The 17,267-nt window shown below is 43.1% G+C and carries 20 protein-coding genes; 15 read left to right on the forward strand and 5 right to left on the reverse strand.

What is annotated here, in order from left to right; all coding sequences use genetic code 11:
- Positions 1 to 17 precede the first annotated feature (17 nt).
- Positions 18 to 146: a hypothetical protein gene (locus MHI32_RS08890; protein ID WP_340012178.1), complete on the forward strand. Its 129-nt coding sequence runs from the start codon at positions 18 to 20 to the stop codon at positions 144 to 146.
- Positions 147 to 175: 29 nt separating this feature from the next.
- On the opposite strand, the gene MHI32_RS08895 is transcribed toward MHI32_RS08890, so the two are convergent.
- The 3 genes from MHI32_RS08895 to MHI32_RS08905 all read right to left on the reverse strand — a co-directional run bounded on the left by MHI32_RS08895 (position 176) and on the right by MHI32_RS08905 (position 2,795).
- Complete coding sequence (locus MHI32_RS08895; protein ID WP_076124783.1) at positions 176 to 424, reverse strand: hypothetical protein; 249 nt, start codon at positions 422 to 424, stop codon at positions 176 to 178.
- Between the two features lie 539 nt (positions 425 to 963).
- A complete protein-coding gene (locus MHI32_RS08900) occupies positions 964 to 2,004 on the reverse strand; it encodes an HD-GYP domain-containing protein (protein ID WP_076219643.1) in 1,041 nt (346 codons plus the stop codon).
- Positions 2,005 to 2,081: 77 nt separating this feature from the next.
- On the reverse strand, positions 2,082 to 2,795 hold the full coding sequence (locus MHI32_RS08905; protein ID WP_076187089.1) for a molybdenum cofactor biosynthesis protein MoaE: 714 nt from the start codon (positions 2,793 to 2,795) through the stop codon (positions 2,082 to 2,084).
- A gap of 137 nt (positions 2,796 to 2,932) precedes the next feature.
- Here MHI32_RS08905 and MHI32_RS08910 point away from each other — a divergent pair, with 137 nt between their 5' ends.
- The 13 genes from MHI32_RS08910 (at position 2,933) to MHI32_RS08970 (ending at position 15,322) form a co-directional block, all read left to right on the forward strand.
- A complete protein-coding gene (locus MHI32_RS08910; protein ID WP_340012179.1) occupies positions 2,933 to 4,372 on the forward strand; it encodes a bifunctional UDP-sugar hydrolase/5'-nucleotidase in 1,440 nt (479 codons plus the stop codon).
- A gap of 73 nt (positions 4,373 to 4,445) precedes the next feature.
- Complete coding sequence (locus MHI32_RS08915; RefSeq protein WP_339247510.1) at positions 4,446 to 5,273, forward strand: undecaprenyl-diphosphate phosphatase; 828 nt, start codon at positions 4,446 to 4,448, stop codon at positions 5,271 to 5,273.
- A gap of 144 nt (positions 5,274 to 5,417) precedes the next feature.
- Positions 5,418 to 6,530: an HD-GYP domain-containing protein gene (locus MHI32_RS08920; protein ID WP_076187093.1), complete on the forward strand. Its 1,113-nt coding sequence runs from the start codon at positions 5,418 to 5,420 to the stop codon at positions 6,528 to 6,530.
- A 221-nt stretch (positions 6,531 to 6,751) separates the two neighbouring features.
- The gene (gene yfkAB, locus MHI32_RS08925; RefSeq protein WP_340012180.1) at positions 6,752 to 7,888 is read left to right on the forward strand and encodes a radical SAM/CxCxxxxC motif protein YfkAB; all 1,137 of its coding nucleotides are present in this window, start codon (positions 6,752 to 6,754) and stop codon (positions 7,886 to 7,888) included.
- A gap of 20 nt (positions 7,889 to 7,908) precedes the next feature.
- The gene (locus MHI32_RS08930) at positions 7,909 to 9,267 is read left to right on the forward strand and encodes a hemolysin family protein (RefSeq protein WP_076125129.1); all 1,359 of its coding nucleotides are present in this window, start codon (positions 7,909 to 7,911) and stop codon (positions 9,265 to 9,267) included.
- Between the two features lie 164 nt (positions 9,268 to 9,431).
- A complete protein-coding gene (locus MHI32_RS08935; RefSeq protein ID WP_340012181.1) occupies positions 9,432 to 10,112 on the forward strand; it encodes a response regulator transcription factor in 681 nt (226 codons plus the stop codon).
- Complete coding sequence (locus MHI32_RS08940) at positions 10,109 to 11,863, forward strand: HAMP domain-containing sensor histidine kinase (protein WP_340012182.1); 1,755 nt, start codon at positions 10,109 to 10,111, stop codon at positions 11,861 to 11,863. The genes MHI32_RS08935 and MHI32_RS08940 overlap by 4 nt, the downstream gene beginning before the upstream one ends.
- Before the next feature lie 42 nt (positions 11,864 to 11,905).
- On the forward strand, positions 11,906 to 12,430 hold the full coding sequence (pssA, locus tag MHI32_RS08945; RefSeq protein ID WP_076301334.1) for a CDP-diacylglycerol--serine O-phosphatidyltransferase: 525 nt from the start codon (positions 11,906 to 11,908) through the stop codon (positions 12,428 to 12,430).
- Between the two features lie 7 nt (positions 12,431 to 12,437).
- Complete coding sequence (locus tag MHI32_RS08950) at positions 12,438 to 12,932, forward strand: DedA family protein (protein WP_340012183.1); 495 nt, start codon at positions 12,438 to 12,440, stop codon at positions 12,930 to 12,932.
- Positions 12,933 to 12,979: 47 nt separating this feature from the next.
- Entirely contained in the window at positions 12,980 to 14,005 is a 1,026-nt protein-coding gene (locus tag MHI32_RS08955; protein WP_340012184.1) for an AI-2E family transporter, read from the forward strand.
- Positions 14,006 to 14,213: 208 nt separating this feature from the next.
- Positions 14,214 to 14,432 (forward strand): spore coat associated protein CotJA, encoded by a 219-nt coding sequence (locus MHI32_RS08960; protein WP_036684070.1) that lies wholly within the window; start codon positions 14,214 to 14,216, stop codon positions 14,430 to 14,432.
- Positions 14,433 to 14,435: 3 nt separating this feature from the next.
- Positions 14,436 to 14,702 carry a spore coat protein CotJB gene (locus MHI32_RS08965; RefSeq protein WP_036684069.1) on the forward strand — a complete coding sequence of 89 codons (267 nt, stop codon included), beginning with the start codon at positions 14,436 to 14,438 and terminating at the stop codon, positions 14,700 to 14,702.
- Positions 14,703 to 14,752: 50 nt separating this feature from the next.
- Positions 14,753 to 15,322 carry a manganese catalase family protein gene (locus tag MHI32_RS08970; protein ID WP_036684067.1) on the forward strand — a complete coding sequence of 190 codons (570 nt, stop codon included), beginning with the start codon at positions 14,753 to 14,755 and terminating at the stop codon, positions 15,320 to 15,322.
- Positions 15,323 to 15,383: 61 nt separating this feature from the next.
- On the opposite strand, the gene MHI32_RS08975 is transcribed toward MHI32_RS08970, so the two are convergent.
- Both MHI32_RS08975 and MHI32_RS08980 read right to left on the reverse strand, forming a co-directional pair.
- Positions 15,384 to 16,013: a LysE family transporter gene (locus tag MHI32_RS08975; RefSeq protein WP_076279386.1), complete on the reverse strand. Its 630-nt coding sequence runs from the start codon at positions 16,011 to 16,013 to the stop codon at positions 15,384 to 15,386.
- Positions 16,014 to 16,365: 352 nt separating this feature from the next.
- On the reverse strand, positions 16,366 to 16,701 hold the full coding sequence (locus MHI32_RS08980; RefSeq protein ID WP_076124810.1) for a potassium channel family protein: 336 nt from the start codon (positions 16,699 to 16,701) through the stop codon (positions 16,366 to 16,368).
- A 218-nt stretch (positions 16,702 to 16,919) separates the two neighbouring features.
- Here MHI32_RS08980 and MHI32_RS08985 point away from each other — a divergent pair, with 218 nt between their 5' ends.
- Positions 16,920 to 17,258 carry a hypothetical protein gene (locus MHI32_RS08985; protein ID WP_340012185.1) on the forward strand — a complete coding sequence of 113 codons (339 nt, stop codon included), beginning with the start codon at positions 16,920 to 16,922 and terminating at the stop codon, positions 17,256 to 17,258.
- Positions 17,259 to 17,267: the final 9 nt, after the last annotated feature.

The raw sequence follows: 17,267 nt of genomic DNA on the forward strand, positions 1-17,267 counted from the left end.
TCAGAGTAGAGTGGAATATGGCAGAGGTATTACGGAACAAGGCAACCGAAGAACGGAAGAACGGAAGAACGGAAGAACGGAAGAACGGAAGAACGGAAGAACGGAAGAATGGAAGAACGGAAGAACGGCAGAACGGAAGAACATAATGCAGCAGGGTAAGATTTCTATGATTCAGTTACTTGGGGCGTTTGGATACCCTGCCCGTCACACGCAGCTCAAACATTTGTGCACAAATATCTTGATGCCATTGTAGATCAGCTGTCTGTTCCGCTAATAGGATTTCATTTTGTAATCGGGCCATCTCATAGCAGTAGGTTGCGTTAATTTGCAGGCACTGCTGTTGCTCCGTTTCCTCAGCAGCAGTAAGCTGCCGTCTACGGCTCAGGGTGAACAACTCGGCAAGGCGTTCATGGACAGGAAGCATGCTTTTTTCCTCCTATAGCAATTTAAAACCACATATTAGTCTCGCCATTAGAAGAGGAATTCAAACGTTACGTCAGATAATTAAATTGAGGGGCCTTACTATGTTGAGGGTAGGGAGGAACTATCTTAGAAGTCAGAAGGAAACAATAGAGGTGAGAGAGGTGAGAGAGGTGAAAATTGAGGAATGTTTAGGAGTAATCTGGAAACCAATCTTTAGTTGCAGTTTGTACAATAGAAACCATCATTCTCGTTATAAAAATACTGTTAATTGCACTTTGTGCAGCTATTTTCGAGAAATGTGCTTATAAAGAGCATTTTCCTTAATTCTAATTGCACAAAGTACAACTAAATCACAATTCAGCTCGCTAGACATGGATTCTGTTGCACAAAGTACAACTAAATCAGAATTCAGCCTGGTAGACATGGGTTCTGTTGCACAAAGTACAACTAAAAAATCCCCCGTAGTTAAACCGGGGGATTTAGTGTACAAACAGCAGCTCTGAACCTTCTGCTAAGCAACGCAGGACCTCAAGTAACGCCCTAGTCCATGTAGATTTCCACAATCGTAACGTTACGTTCGCGGGCTAGATCGACAAATAATCCATCGATCTTTACCAGCGGACGGAAAATATCAACTGGATTGTTCATGATAATCACACCTGTATCCCCCGTGTTCAGTAACACACGCTTGCCGATAAAGTTGGGCATTAAATGTTGTATAAAGGCTTGAACCGTTCTGCCGTTCAGCTTACCAAAGCTGAGGTCATTTAGTTCACGTAGGACAGAAATAAGCTCTTGCTTGGACTGATAGACGCGTTTAGAAGTCATCGCACTATAGATGTCAGCTACAGCAGCAATTTGCGCATAAGGATGAATCTCGGATTTGGTTAGCTTATTAGGATAGCCAGAGCCGTCCTCACGTTCATGATGCTGTAGGGCTGCCAAAGCTGTATGTGAGTCATCCATCGAATTGCGGATAATTTCGTAGCCGTACTTAGTATGTAGTTTAACTTCTTCGAATTCTTCCGCGGTTAATTTCCCAGGTTTATTTAATAGAGCAGGTGAGATTCTACATTTTCCAATATCAATTAAATATCCAGCTCGTCCAATCTCATAGCATTCTTGTTTGGAATACCCAAGCCAGATTGCAATATAATAAGAGAGCATACCTACCTGCAAAGAGTGGTTGTAGGTATAATTATCTTCGCGATCGAGCAGAAGCAGCAGGGAGACTACATCCTTTTGCTTGTCCAACGATTGAAGTGAAGGCTGAAGAATGTCGTTAACCACGGATTGGTTAAAGCTTCCTTTTAATAGTGCTTCCATATAAAGATTCTCAAAGCCGTCAATCATGGTATCAAAACTAGTGGTCACCGTCTGAATAATTGAAGGTCTGCTTAATGGGGCAGGTTCTTCCACTAACGTCTGGATATCAACATAATCAACTCCATGCTGCATCAGCTTGGCGATATCATCTATCTGGAGCAGCGATCCCTTTGGTAATACATGCAGACCTCTTGAACTATAAGCGTCTGAGTTGAGGTGATTACCAGGTTTTAGATCCGAGACGTGTACTCTCAATGCCTATGCCACCTTTTATCCGATTTTATCCAGAATATCAACAAAGTGCAGATTTTTCAATGAAAAAGGAGTGAAGATTAATTGTGGAGGGAATCGGCAGCCTTTTGTTCAGAGCCTACCCAGTGCTGGCCTGATTCATTGATGTCTTTTTTCCAGATAGGGACGGTCTGTTTCAGCAGTTCAATGGCCCGACGACTAGCCTCGTAACAGGTATCGCGATGAGGGGTGGAGACAGCAATGATAACGCTTGCTTCCTTAAGACCAACAAGCCCAATGCGGTGGGAAATCGCGCAGCGTGCATTCCAGCGATTCTGTACCTCATCACCAATTTCTTTCAGCTTATTTAAGGCCATAGGAATATAGGCTTCATAGTCTAATGCTGTTGTGCGTTGTTCTCCGGTCATTTCGCGTGTAGTTCCTACAAATAATAGGGATGCTCCATGATTGGCATCGAGGACGGCATCCAGAAGCTTCTCAGCATTTAATGGCAGATCCGTTATGCTATAGAGGCCGTCAGGAGTGCTCTCATATAAAGAACCATTCTCTCCCCCGGAAACGGGAGGGATTAATGCAACTTCGGCAGACTCGGTGATGAGGGCTTCATCAGGTGCATATTCCCGGTCAATAGCGACCAAAGAAGTTCCAATTAGGGATGCTGCATCCGGATAAGAGGTTGAAAGGAGTTCTTTTAACTTCCCAGCGGTTAAGGGATTCTCCGTCGCATGAAAGGTCAGAGAAGATGAACCGATAATCTCAGCCAAACCCGCGAACAGGCGGATTGTGATATGCATACTTATTCACCTCTGAAATATGTTGTAATGTCTACAATATACCATAATGAGCCTGAAAATGTTATGCTAGGCTCTATAAGATCATGCATCGGCTGCTTCATTAAAGAGCGGCTCAACAGGTAGGAGGAATGTTGCTAATGGGGCATGTGCCGCAAAGACTGACCATACTTCATACCAATGATATACATAGCCATTTCGAAATGGTGAGTCCATTGGCAGCAGAAATCGGGAGACAAAGAGCTGCAGCGGGAGAAGCGCCTGTGCTGCTGCTGGATATTGGCGATCATATGGATCGTGCAGCCGTCGAGACAGAAGGAACTATGGGTCAGGCTAACATCGATGTACTTAACTTAACAGGATATGATGCTGTAACCATCGGTAATAATGAGGGGTTAACATTCTCACAGGAGATGTTATCCTCTATTTTCTCCGGGTTACAGTGTCCAGTGGTATGCTGTAATTTTGTGGAGACTGCAACAGGGGAACCTCCCCACTGGATGAAGCGTCATGCCATCTTGGAGAAGGACGGAATCAGAATAGGAGTGACTGGAGCGACAGCGGCATTTACTTCGTTTTATTCCTTGCTGGGCTGGGATGCTCTGGATCCCGAGACAACCCTTCGGGAACAATGCCTTCTTCTAGCTCCTCAGGTGGACATTCTAATCATCCTTTCTCATTTGGGGCTTCCCGCAGATCGAATTCTGGCAGAGCGGCTGGAAGGTGTGCATGCTATTCTAGGTGGACATACACATCATATGCTGGAAGAACCGCTCATGATTAACGGAACAGCTGTATGTGGAGCCGGGAAATTCGGGCGTTACCTCGGGCGGCTTCAATTTGAGCGGAGAGAGGGACAACCTGGATTTAGCCTGGTGGCGGGTGAATGTATTCCGATTGACCCAGGACTGAAGGAAGAGATTGTAGGTCCTGCCGCTACTATTCATTTGGAGCGTGGTCGTGAGGCTCTTCAGCAGACCGTTGCGATCACAGATCGTGAGCTTCCTTTGAATTTGCAGGGAGAATCCCCTTTTGGCAATCTTTTAGCCCAAGCTGTACGTAGATTTACAGGCACTAGTTTGTCGATAGTTAACACAGGTCAGCTTCTAGGACCTTTGCCTGAAGGGGAGGTTACAGCGGGAATGCTGCACGCCCTATGTCCTTCTCCCATTAACACCTGCGTAATCAAGCTGAAAGGCCTAGATATTCGCATAGCTTTGGAGCAGAGTCTTACTGAAGAATTTTATAATAAGGTGATTTTTGGGTATGGCTTTCGCGGGAATTATCTGGGCAGCTTAGCAGTAGATGGGATAAAAATCTTGTACGATCCGCAGAAGATACCGTATGATAACAATATTGCAGTTTTTGTCGAAGGAAACCCGCTGGAGGATGATAAAGAGTATAATGTTGGTACGCTGGACATGTTTACTTTCCGTGCAGGCTATGAGACGATCGCCAATGGGAAGGATCCTGTATTTTTGCTGCCTCATTTTTTACGCGACCTGCTTGGGATGGAATTGCAGCGTCCGGACAGTCTTGATGGATGCATGCTCACTCGGTGGGAGATCAAGTCTGAGTAAACCTGCAGCTCACAAGATATACTTTTTGATTCCATTTAAACAGTGCTAGATTCCCGAAAAATAGGAGGAGATTATGGACACGATTACAGCTATTATTTTAGCAATTGTCGAAGGGATCACTGAATTTATTCCTGTTTCTTCTACAGGACACATGATCTTGACCTCGAAGCTTCTGGGCTTTGAGGAGCAGGATTCGATTATGAAGACTTATGAAATCGTTATTCAGCTAGGGGCAATATTGGCGATTGCGCTTGTTTACCGCGAGCGTGTGCTTAATTTGCTGGGCATTGGGCGTAAGAACTCAGGAAGAGGCGGTGTGATGCCGGCGTCTCGTTTGAACTTAATCCATGTAATACTTGGGATTGCCCCAGCACTAGCTGTGGCATTTTTTGCCCGCGATTTTATAAAAAGTCTCTTTGGAGCCACGACTGTTCTTTGGGCGCTTGTCGCCGGCGGGATTCTAATGATTATCGCAGAATGGGTAAACAGACGCAAAATTAGAATTACAGCGCATGAGCTGGACGATCTTTCTTACGGACAGGCGCTGGCTATCGGGATGTATCAGATTATTTCAGTGCTGTGGCCAGGATTTTCCCGTTCGGGATCTACGATCTCCGGAGGGATGTTAAGTGGGGTTAGTTATAAAGCGTCTGCGGATTTCTCCTTCCTTATAGCCATTCCTATTATGTGTGCGGCTTCCGGATATGAAATGTTGGATTCTTATAAGAACTTCACTAGTGAGACGATTGGCTATTTTGTAATTGGATTTCTGATTTCTTTTGTAGTGGCTTATGTAGTGGTTATTTTGTTTATGAAATTGATTCAAAAGATTAGATTGACGCATTTCGCGATCTACAGATTTATTCTTGCTGCTATATTCTGGTTGTTTATTATGCGTTAATGCCCATAGGCAAAGACCTAGACACACCCGATGTTCTTCATGGTGCACCTGTCTGATCTCTACATAAACGGTATAGACAAAGCGTGTGACCCAAGGATTTCAAAACAGAATAGCATTTTACCGTTAAAGGCAGGAGTGAGCTAAGTGCGTTTAGTATCCGTGAATCAGCTTCAAGCAGGCATGAAATTAGGTAAAAAAATATATAATGATGAAGGTCTAACTCTCCTCGCGGATGGGGTGGAGCTTACTGATGCATTGATCAAGAGGCTTTCAAGAATTGACATCGGTTATATTTACATAGAGGACTCTGTCACGGACGATGTTGAAATTATAGGTATGCTTCAAGATGAGACACGTAATCAGGCACTGAAGGTGATTCGTAATCAGTTTCAGCAAATGACAGGCGCTTCAGGAATAAGCAAGGGATTCTACCATCTGGATAAAAAATTCTCAAAGATCATGGATAGCATCCTGGATGATTTGTCTTTACAAGAAGATCCGATGATCATGCTGCTTGATATGCACACCGCTGATAACTACTTGTACGTCCATTCCCTGAATGTCTGCTTGTACACTTTGGTGCTTGGCATTGCGCATGGGTACAGCAAAGAGGAGCTTCGAGTGATTGGTCTGGGTGCGCTGCTGCATGATATTGGCAAGACCCAAGTCCCGATAAAAATCATTCAAAAACCCGGTAAGCTCAGTGAAGATGAATTTCGCCATATGCAGGCACACACCGAGATCGGGTATCAGATTCTCAAGGAAGAACCGAATATCCCGCTGCTCGCGGCTCATTGTGCGCTTCAGCATCATGAACGCATTGACGGATCCGGATATCCGCGGGGATTAAAAGGGCCTCAAATTCATGAATATGCCAAATGGTTGGGCGTGGCTGATTCCTACGATGCCATGACCTCCAACCGGGTCTACAAAAAGGCTATGCTGCCACATCAAGCCGTTGAGGCGCTTTATGTAGGTTCTGGTACATTGTATGAGCAGAAGCAGCTAGAGTTATTTAGAGATCGTGTGGCTATCTATCCTCTTGGTCTTACGGTGAAGCTCAGTACGGGGGAAAGTGGAGTTGTTGTCAAAATAGACCCAAGTACGCCTCACAGACCGATTGTACGTGTGCTTACAGGGCCTGAAGGAGAGAAAGTCGTACCGTTCGAAAGGGATCTAGGAAAAGCCCTCTCCGTTGTTATCGTTGACGTCGCAGATCAAGGCGATTCTGTGGGAACGCCAAAATATTTATCATAGCAGCGAAGAGAGAAGATTAGGCTTGTCCGCATAACTCGCGGAAGCCTATTTTTCGTCTCGCTGCTATTATTTTTTACAGTGAAAAAGCTTGTAAGGACAGTCTGAAAGACATCCGAAGTGCAGTTTTTCTGACTAACGTGGTATGATATAGGATAAGACACCGTTCAATCTTCATGATTATGGGTTAATAATAGGAATAAGATTTAAAGGAGCTAGTACAAATGAATGTTTTAAGACCATTAACATCTCCACCGAAGGAGCTGTCGCCAAGCTACGATCCGTGGGATCCCATTACTTCTTTACGTAAGCATGGACGCCATGTGCTAACGAGTGTGGAATTCACAGTAACCAATTTATGTAATATGCGGTGTGAACACTGTGCGGTAGGTGATAGTTTAACCTCTAGAGAAGGGGATATGCTGCCGCTTAAAAATATGTTGGACCGTTTAGATGAAGTAGAGCATCTGGAGACGATTAGTATTACCGGCGGAGAGCCTATGTTCTTGGCTGGAACGGTGGATAATATCATAGTGCCGCTCTTAAAGTATGCCAAAGAGCGGGGGATTAGATCGCAAATTAATTCTAATCTGACGATGCCGTATGCTCGATATGAAAAGCTGCTTCCGTATTTGGACGTTATGCATATTTCTTTTAATTATGTGAACGGAGACGATTTTCATGAAGTTGGTTTTGCCAACAGCGGGCATGCAGTTTCAAAAGAAAGTGCATATCGGTTATATAATGCAATGATTGAGAATTCTCGACGGCTAAGTGAGGATGGTATGCTAATTTCTGCGGAAACTATGATTAATTACCGTACACATACTAAGCTGCCTGAAATTCATAAGTTGATTCTCGATATGGGCGCCAAACGGCATGAGGTACATCCTATGTACAACTCCAGTTTTGCTTCGGCTTTGCCAGTGTTGTCCTTGAATGAAATGCGGACGGCAATCCATAAACTACTGGATACCCGTGATCCGGAGATTTGGATGCTGTTTGGGACCCTTCCGTTTTTTGCTTGCAGCTTCCTGGAAGAAGATCAGAAGCTGATAAGCAGAATGCGCGGCGAGAAGAATGTTACCCTTCGCAATGATCCGGATGGCCGGAACCGAGTGAACGTAAACATGTTTACTGGCGATGTTTTTGTTACAGATTTCGCTGATATCGCAGCCTTTGGCAACATCGAGAACCAAAAGCTGGATGATATATTTATCGATTGGCAGACTAAACACCCGCTGAACCAAAAGGTGAACTGCCACTGCGATGCAGCAGGCTGCTGCGGACCTAATCTGTTAGTGGCTGATATGTATTATCCGGAAGTTGACTTCAAAACTAGAAAAGCGATCAATCTGTAGAAATGAGGCGTTGTTAAGTGGTGCATACGGAATTTGAAGTAGGGAGATTATTGCTTAATCTTTTGCTGGTTCTGGTGCTCGTATTATTGAACGGTATTTTTGTAGCAGCGGAATTTTCATTAGTTAAGGTCAGGCAGTCCCGCCTGACCCAACTTGTCAGTGAAGGTAATAAAATGGCTGGATATGCTCTGAAAGTAAATAAGAGACTGGATTCCTATTTATCCGCCACTCAGTTTGGGATAACACTTGCGTCGCTGGGCTTAGGTTGGGTTGGAGAGCCCGCGATTTCTGAGCTGTTGGTCGAACCTTTAATGTACCAGATGGGGATCACCGATCATACCCTGATTTCTACCGTATCTGTGATTATTGGATTTTCGATCATTACATTTTTACATATTGTACTTGGGGAGCTTGCTCCTAAATCGCTCGCGATTCAAAGAACAGAAGGTTCGGCACTGTTGTTATCTGCACCCCTGATGTTCTTCTATAATGTGTTCATGCCTTTTATCTGGGTGCTGAACGCTTCAGCCAACGCGTTGCTTCGGTTGGTCGGTGTGGAGCCTGCAAATGAAAGTGAAGCAGCACACTCGGAAGAGGAAATACGTATTCTGATGAATCAGAGCGCCAAGAGTGGTGTCATTGACAAAGATGAAATGAAACTAATGGATAATATCTTTGAATTCTCAGATCTGCTTGCACGTGAAGTCATGCTGCCTCGTACAGATATGGATGTGCTTTACAGCAATCTTTCGTTAGAAGAAAATATGAAGATTATTACCGAAACGAGACATTCACGTTATCCGGTTGCTCTGGAAGATAAGGACCGTATTATCGGTTTTATTCATATTACCGACCTGTTGTTTGCACCCCCGGAGCAGCAGAATGATCTTACAACTCTGGTTCGGCCTATCCTTAACGTTCCGGAATCGATGGAGATCAGCCATACTCTTCGTTTTATGCAGAAGAATAAGGCTCAGCTGACGTTAGTTGTCGATGAATATGGCGGCACAGCAGGTTTGCTGACAGCAGAAGAGATTCTGGAAGAAATCGTAGGCGATCTGCATGACGAGTTCGAAGATGAGCGTCCAAGTGTGGAACATAACGGGGAGTACATCTCTGTTGAGGGCCGGATGCTGATTGAGGATGTCAACGATCTTACGGGTGTTGTGATTGAAGACGATGAGGTGGATTCCATCGGCGGCTGGTTGTTTAAGGAGCTGGAGGGTAATCCAACCAAAGGAAAACGTGTCAAAGTAGAAGATGTTATTTTTGAAGTCGAGGAATCGACAAGATTGCGTATCACTAGAATTAATATCCACCGGGAACCACGTGTCGAGGACGAAGAAACCTCAGCAGAACTGAATGAGGATAAAGAATAACCTATTAAAAATTATAACGTATTGTTCCGGTTGATCAGGGATATAATGAACTCCTCCTGCAAGAGCTGTATGGCTCATGACAGGGGGAGTTTTTTGTGGACACATAAAGGACATAAGGGTCGTCTATGCTAATGTTTATTAATTGTTTGAAAGCGGGGTCTAGATTGAAAAAGAAACTTCTTCTCGTTGAGGATGAAATTCGTATTCGTGAACTGGTATCTGATTATTTCTTACAGAATGATTGGGAGGTACTTGAAGCGGATAATGGAAAAGATGCATTGGTTTGGTTTGATTCACTGCTGCCGGATCTGCTGATTCTGGATATCATGATGCCTGCTATGAATGGCTTTGAAGTGTGCCGTGAAGTTCGTGAGAAATCAGCGGTACCCATCATTTTGTTAACCGCCAAGTCTACAGATGACGACAAAATCTACGGTTTTGAATTAGGAGCCGATGATTATGTTACAAAACCATTTAGTCCAAAGGTGCTAGTAGCCCGGGCAAATGCACTTATGAAACGGGTTGAAGGCACCCATCAGCCTGAATCTAGCATAATAAGATTTGGTTCCGCGATGTTCAATCCCTTGGCTCATCGGTTGGAGGTAGAAGATGCGGAAGTGGAGCTTACCCCTAAGGAATATGATCTTTTATGGCTTTTAATACGAAATAAAGGGATTGTCATTTCAAGGGATACGATCCTAAGTCGGATCTGGGGAATTGAATTTGAAGGAGATTCCAGAGTTGTGGACAGTCATATCAAAAAGCTGCGAAGTAAATTGGGTTATGAATCACGTTTTATTCGTACGGTAATTGGCACAGGATACATGTTCGAGGAAGAGGCATGAGAAGACGGGGAATTACTTTTAAACTGTTTGTGATGACCGTTATCTTTTTCCTTTGCTTCTATGGCATGGTGATTCTAAGCCAATTGCTGTTGTTTGACAATTTCTATCAGAAGCAAAAAGAGCACCGCGTGGAGAAACACCTTAAGAGCTTTGCGGCAAGATATATAAGCGAGCCATGGGGAAGCACCCGAACCTCTCAGGAGCTTGTCCGGTTTATGCTGCGGAATAAAACACAAATGGTTATTTTGAAGCTGGATGGAAAGATGAATTCAGAAGATCCATTTCATATAAAGCTAATCGATGATGACGGGAAGAGTATGGTTGTTTCTTTATCCCTATTCATGAATCAGTACGGAGATTCACTGAGAGCAGCAAACATTAAAGTAGATGATCAGTTGAGCGTGGAAGGCGAACTTCTGGATGAAGAGAGTGCTTCACCCGTTATACTCTACCCCATAAGCATTACAAAAAAAGGGGGCGGAACCATAGGGGAGACGGGAGAGACTGGGACGATTCATGCATCTGGTACTGTTGCAGAAGTTGTACTGCCTGATTTAAAAATATGGAATCCCCGCCAGGGAATATTGTTTGAGGCTCTTGAGGAATGGTTTCCTTTGACACCAGCGCAGATAGAAGACTTTAAAAATTTGAAAATACAGAAGCAAGACTGGGTTGCTCCCTGGAGTGGGAGTCGCAATTCTGTGGTTATTCTGCCCCTGAAGCAAAGTAACGGAGAAATTGAATTACTATTCACAGTCACTTCATTACAGGAAGTTAAGGATTCGAACGATGCCTTACGTTGGTTCTTTTTATATCTGGGAATGGGTGGCTTTGTCCTGATTCTGGTGCTTTCTCTCTTTTTCTCGAAAATGGTAACGCGTCCGCTAATTAAGTTAAACAAGATAGCAAAACGGATGGTTTCTCTGGACTTTACAGGGGACACATCGATTCGGCAGAAGGATGAGCTAGGCAGCCTTTCTAACAGCATGTTCACCTTATCACTAAGTCTGGACTCTGCTTTAGGGGAGTTAAGAGAGGCCAATCAGCAGCTAGTTGAGGATATGGAACAGAAGCAAAGAATGGAGATCATGCAGCAGGACTTTTTTGCCAACGCCTCCCATGAATTGAAGACACCCCTCAGTATTATCAAAGGTTTTGCTGAAGGCTTGGAAGACGGCGTTAGTGCCGGCAAGCAGGATCACTACATTAAGGTGATTATTGAGGAAGCCGATAAAATGGAGTTTCTTGTTAAAAATATGCTAGATCTAGCGCGGTTGGAGTCGGGCACGATTAAACTACGGAAATCTTCCTTTATGTTAAGTGAACTGACGGAAAAGGTGACAGACAAGCTGGTCCACTTGCTGAGTGAAAAACATTTGGAGGTCATCATTATTCCTGCGAATGAATTACCGGTCTATGCGGATGTGAACTGGATCGAACAAGTTATGCTAAATTTTATGACCAATGCTATCAGGCATGCGGAAGAAAGAAGTTCTATCACTGTCAATATTGAGAGTCATGCCCAGACTATTGTATTCACTATTCAAAATATAGGAGAATCAATCCCTGAAGATCAGCTGGAGCAGATCTGGGAACGGTTCTATCGGTCGGAGCCATCCCGCAGTCGAATGACAGGCGGTACGGGTCTGGGGCTTTCCATTGCAAAGCGAATACTAGATATGCACGCTTGTCTTTATACAGTGAAAAATACGGAGAACGGTGTCAGCTTTACTGTGACCTTTGAAGGTTAAACCGAATCAACAGAAATACTGCTATGAAAGGGGTGAAATTGTATGAAATTGAACTGGTTGCCTTCAACGTGCACACTCGGAAACTTGGGACTAGGATCACTATCCTTGTATTTTACGATTCAAGAACGATATAGCCTAGCTTTATTAATGATATTGCTCGCGGCAATATGCGATGTACTGGATGGATTACTGGCAAGAATATTGCAATGTACTAGTGAATTCGGTAAACAATTGGACTCATTGGCGGATATTATATCATTTGGTTTAGCGCCTACCTTCCTTATCTTGTTGTATAGGTTAGAAGATGCCGACTGGATTGGACCTGCAGCTGCAGTTTTCTTTTTGATCTGTGGCGCACTTCGTTTGGCCAGATTTAATCTGTCGGCGCCTTCCAAAGGGTTCGTGGGGATGCCCATTACTGCTGCTGGAGTCATTCTGTCGATGATTTCTTTACTAGATGAACGGATGAAACCAGGACTGGTCATCGGATTAATGGCATTGCTGTCCGTAATGATGATCAGCCGTATCCCATTTCCGTCCCTTAAAAAATCCTTCAACAGGAAGTGATACACCCATGCCTTGGATTATAGAGTTCATTTCACAATACGGATATTTAGCCATATTTGGCCTTATGGCACTTGGGATTATCGGACTTCCTGTGCCTGATGAGGTGTTAATGCTGTTTGTAGGCTATTTATCCTCCGTTATGGTTTTGGATTTTTCTCTTTCTGTATTGGTTTGTTTTATGGGATCTATCACAGGAATGCTTATCAGCTATACCATTGGTCTAAGGCTAGGGCAACCTGTGGTAGCAAAATTCGGCAAGTGGGTTGGCCTTACTCCCAAGCGTTTTGCCAGTATGAAAAGATGGTTTTTGCGGTTCGGAAACTGGGCGATTTTCATTGCTTATTTTATTCCAGGTCTGAGGCATGTATCGAGCTATATCTCTGGAATCAGTGCTATGTCTTTCAAAAAATATATACTCATAACGACTGCAGGAGCGCTAACCTGGTCACTTCTTTTTGTTTCCATCGGCTTTTTTATGGGGGCTAAGCTTTCCTTTTTATAGCCATTGAAGTTTAACATTATTAATCGCAATTGAATGGAGCAAGATCAATGAATGTATTCAAGCGATTCTACGCAAATAGTACTACCAGACGCTTTTTTATTCTCGCACTTATCGGGTTGCTGCTGTACATGGTTCGAGGGATGCTTAATCTGGTGTTGCTGACGTTTCTGATTGCTTTTGTCATGAACAGCTTTCAGATTGTGCTCAGTAAACGAATTGGTAAATTCATGAAGGTTAACAGTAAGGTGATTATTGTCATTTTATACCTTGCTTTAATCGCATTGATTGTACTGGCCCTTGCAAGATATCTTCCTAAAGTATTGGAGCAGATTAAGCAATTAGCTATCTTCCTCACCAATCTCAAATCAGAGGATCTTCCGCAGAACAAGATTACATTATATTTGTATGATATTCTCAGGGACCTTAACTATCAGTCCTATATCAAAAGAGGCATCGATTATGTGCTGCAGGTTAGCAACTGGGGTGCAACTTTCGTTCTATCAACCATTTTAAGCTTTGTGTTTATTCTGGAGAAGAACCGGGTCGTCAGTTTCACTTCTAGGATGAGAGAGAGCAGGATTGCCTGGTTTTATATAGATCTGGAGTATTTCAGCCGAAAATTCATCGTTTCCTTTGGAAAAGTAATTGAAGCGCAAATTCTCATTGCCATGTTCAATACCTGTCTTACTGTTATTGGCTTGTGGCTGCTTAACTTCCCGTATTTATTTGCCCTAGCGATTTTGATTTTTCTGCTCAGTCTCATTCCGGTGGTTGGTTTTTTGATTTCGCTCATTCCGCTTTTAATAATTGGTTACAACATCGGCGGTCTGATAACAGTTACATATGTGCTGGCGATTATTGCGGTGTTGCATTTTATCGAAGGCTATTTCTTGAATCCTAAGTTGATGTCCACAAAAATGAATTTGCCGATGTTTTTCACCTTTAGCGTGTTGTTGTTCTCTGAGCATTATATGGGTGTCTGGGGACTTATTCTTGGTATTCCTATCTTTGTATTTATGTTGGATATCCTTGAGATTACCCACGAAGATTCGTTCAAAAGAGCGAAGCCCTAAGCTGAATACTAAAAAACCCAAGTTATAAGCTGTTTTCGGTACTTTTCCGGAGACAGCTTATTTGTCATGCACATTGCACAAAAAAAATTGCTAATGGGCTTTTTTTGTGAATAACGTTTTATATTGTGTCCTGCTGTCATAAGTTAGCTAAGGGAGTAATGTTCAGAGTCTTTAAAGAAGGAACAGGAACAAAGGAGGTACAAAAAAGATGGAATCACAGCTGCGGAGGTATACCCCCTTTAGGGGCCCGTTTGATCCTTGCCCACCGGTGCCGTTCAAGACGTATGTAGTTCCACCCAATCAATTTATCACCTTTCAGCCGCCCGATTTGCCACAGTTTAGTTTGCAGGAGGCTCTGAAGTATGGAACGCTCTGGCCAGCACTATTTAGTCCGTATGAATCCAAGTGCAAAGGAGGAGGAAAATAGACTATGGAGGCAAATCCTTGCGACCAACGTTATTATGAATTGCTTGAACAGTTGCAGACCCTTGATTTTGCCTTAGTGGAGTTGAACTTATATCTAAATACGCATCCTGACGATCTGAGAAGTATTGAACAATTTAATCAGCTTACGCTGGAACGAACTAAGCTAGCGAATCATTTTCAGGAGTTATATGGTCCGCTGCAGAATTTTGGCCGCGCTTATTCTAAATGTCCATGGGAATGGAATCAACCCCCTTGGCCTTGGCAGGTGTAAGAGGAGTATAACCGTAAGGAACTATTTTTCTAGAGGAGGGAAGTTCCCGAATGTGGATATACGAAAAAAAACTGCAATATCCGGTACGGGTGGGTAAATGTGATGTCCGGATGGCGCGTTATTTGAGTGAGCAATACGGAGGCGCAGATGGCGAGCTCGCCGCTGCACTACGCTATATGAATCAAAGATACACGATTCCAGATAAAGTTATTGGCGTGTTGAACGATATTTCTACTGAGGAATTCGCTCACCTTGAGATGATTGCCACGATGATCTACAAGCTGACGAAGGATGCTTCGGTATGTGAATTAGAGGAAGCGGGATTAGGGCCACATTTTGTAGCGCATGATCATGCCCTGTTCTACACGGATGCTAGTGGAGTTCCATTCACCGCAGCCTATATTCAAGCTAAGGGAGATCCGCTGGCAGACCTTTATGAAGACATTGCGGCTGAGGAAAAAGCCCGGGCTACATATCAGTGGCTGATTGACATGACGGATGACGTGGATCTGCAGGATAGCCTTAAGTTCCTGCGGGAGCGGGAGATTGTGCATGCATTACGGTTTAAGGAAGCGGTGCAGATTATTATTGATGATCGGAATCAGAAGCGGGTGTTCTAAGGATTTCTGTGAAAAAGACATTTAAAGCCGTTCTCTTTTAAAAGAGAACGGCTTTTTTACGTTAAAAAATATGGAGGCTCCGCAGGAATTGATAGAAGAAATACCCGCCAAAGCCGATTAATACAACACCTGCGCTGATAGTCACCCATTTAATAGCCGTCCGGTTCATTGCTTTTCGTGTGGTGGATACAATCGTCATCAGGCCAATATCATGGAGCAGGATACCAATCAGGATACCTAATCCCACTAGCAAAAAGCTGCCCGTATTAGTACGGTCAAAGGAGTCGGACAATACGGTACCAAAGACACTAACCCAAAATACCAGGTTTCCTGGTGAGATCGCCACTAGCAAACCATTTTTGTAAGAAGAGAACAGCGATTTGGACGTCTTCTCTCCTCCAAGGGAAATATCATGATCTGCATTCTTGATGCTGTCATATCCAACGTAGCATAGGAAGAAAGCTCCAACTAACCACATGATTACTTGTATGATAGGCATGGAAAGAATAGAGGCTAGACCCAGGTATAAGCCTAGAATTAGGAAGAGGTCGATAGTCATTCCCCCGAGGCCAACAATCCAACCATGCATAAAGCCATTTTTTAAGCCTTGTTTGGTCATTTCAATGGTAATGGTACCTACAGGTAGAGCGATGGAAAAGCCGAGCAAAACGTATGTAAGAAATAAAGTCATTAAAATTTAAAGCCCCCTTTATCAAATTAAACGAAAGTATATTTTACACCATGAAGTAATAGGGGGCAATTCTTTTGAGTGAATTTATCTATTACAAATTTGCTCTAAAATTTTCGACCGCTCTAATAGAGACGGTCTTTTTTATTTATTTGAGGATCGCCAGAGATGAATATTAATGGTCTCGATTTTCTTTACTGATGAATTATTGCTCGAAAATTAAAGGGTGACATGAGATGAAAAATGTGATTTAGTTAGGTGAAAGTTAGTATATAAGCGATTATTTGAAAAAAAGAGCCTCATTAGCTTCGGCTAACAAGGCTCTTGATACTGTCACGAGTTTGGATTCCATTATTTAATTGTTATCTTTATCGGTTTGTTTGATCAGTTCATAAGCGATATACCCGATCATTCCCAAGAACAACCCTGTGCCTGCAATAATGTAAACGATCGTAAATATTTTTCCGAGTGCTGTCTGGGGAACAAATGTTGGATGACCTAATGTACTAAGCGTTGCAACGCAGAAATAAATAGCATCCAGGACTGACAAACCTTCCTGTTTGACATAAAAAATGGTTCCGGACAACAGCGTCATCAAAACTAATAAGAATAATGCTTGGAAATTTTTACGTTTGAGCGCTTTCCATAAGCCCGAGAATAAACGTTTTAAAGTTAGTAAAAATGATAACATGCAGCTCCACCCTTCATTTATATTAGAGCATACATAACAAATTAACGTCAAATTTAAAATAGATTTGCAGGAAGAAACTGAGGAGGCTGTGGGGAACTTAAATTTCTAACATTCAGAGATGGAACTGGTCACACTCCATTCAAAACTAGTCTAAGCTATGTTATTATTACCTTATACTTTCCTATAAATAACAAATTATAGAGTTTGGAGGTTTATGAATGAGAAGTAAGCGTAACTTGATAATGCTGTTATTGTTTGCTTTGACGATTATACTTTCAGGATGTAATGATAAAAAAGCTGCGATATTATCCCTGGATGAAATACGAGATCTAGCTCAGCAAGGCGAGGCGTTGTCGTGGAAGGATTTTGAAGGTCATCCCTTTGAAGACGTTGGTTCAGGTTTGTACATCCGTAAATATGAAATTAATGAAAACTACCATGTGCTGGTGGGTGGCGGAAGTGTTGATGCAGCTCCTCTGTATATAAATCTTGTCAAAAGAAACGGAGAAAAGATCGATATCCGTTATGATGACATCGATCATTTTATCCTCAATTAAATGAGGGGT

This window comes from Paenibacillus sp. FSL H7-0690, from assembly GCF_037980415.1.
Classification (GTDB): domain Bacteria; phylum Bacillota; class Bacilli; order Paenibacillales; family Paenibacillaceae; genus Paenibacillus_AQ; species Paenibacillus_AQ odorifer.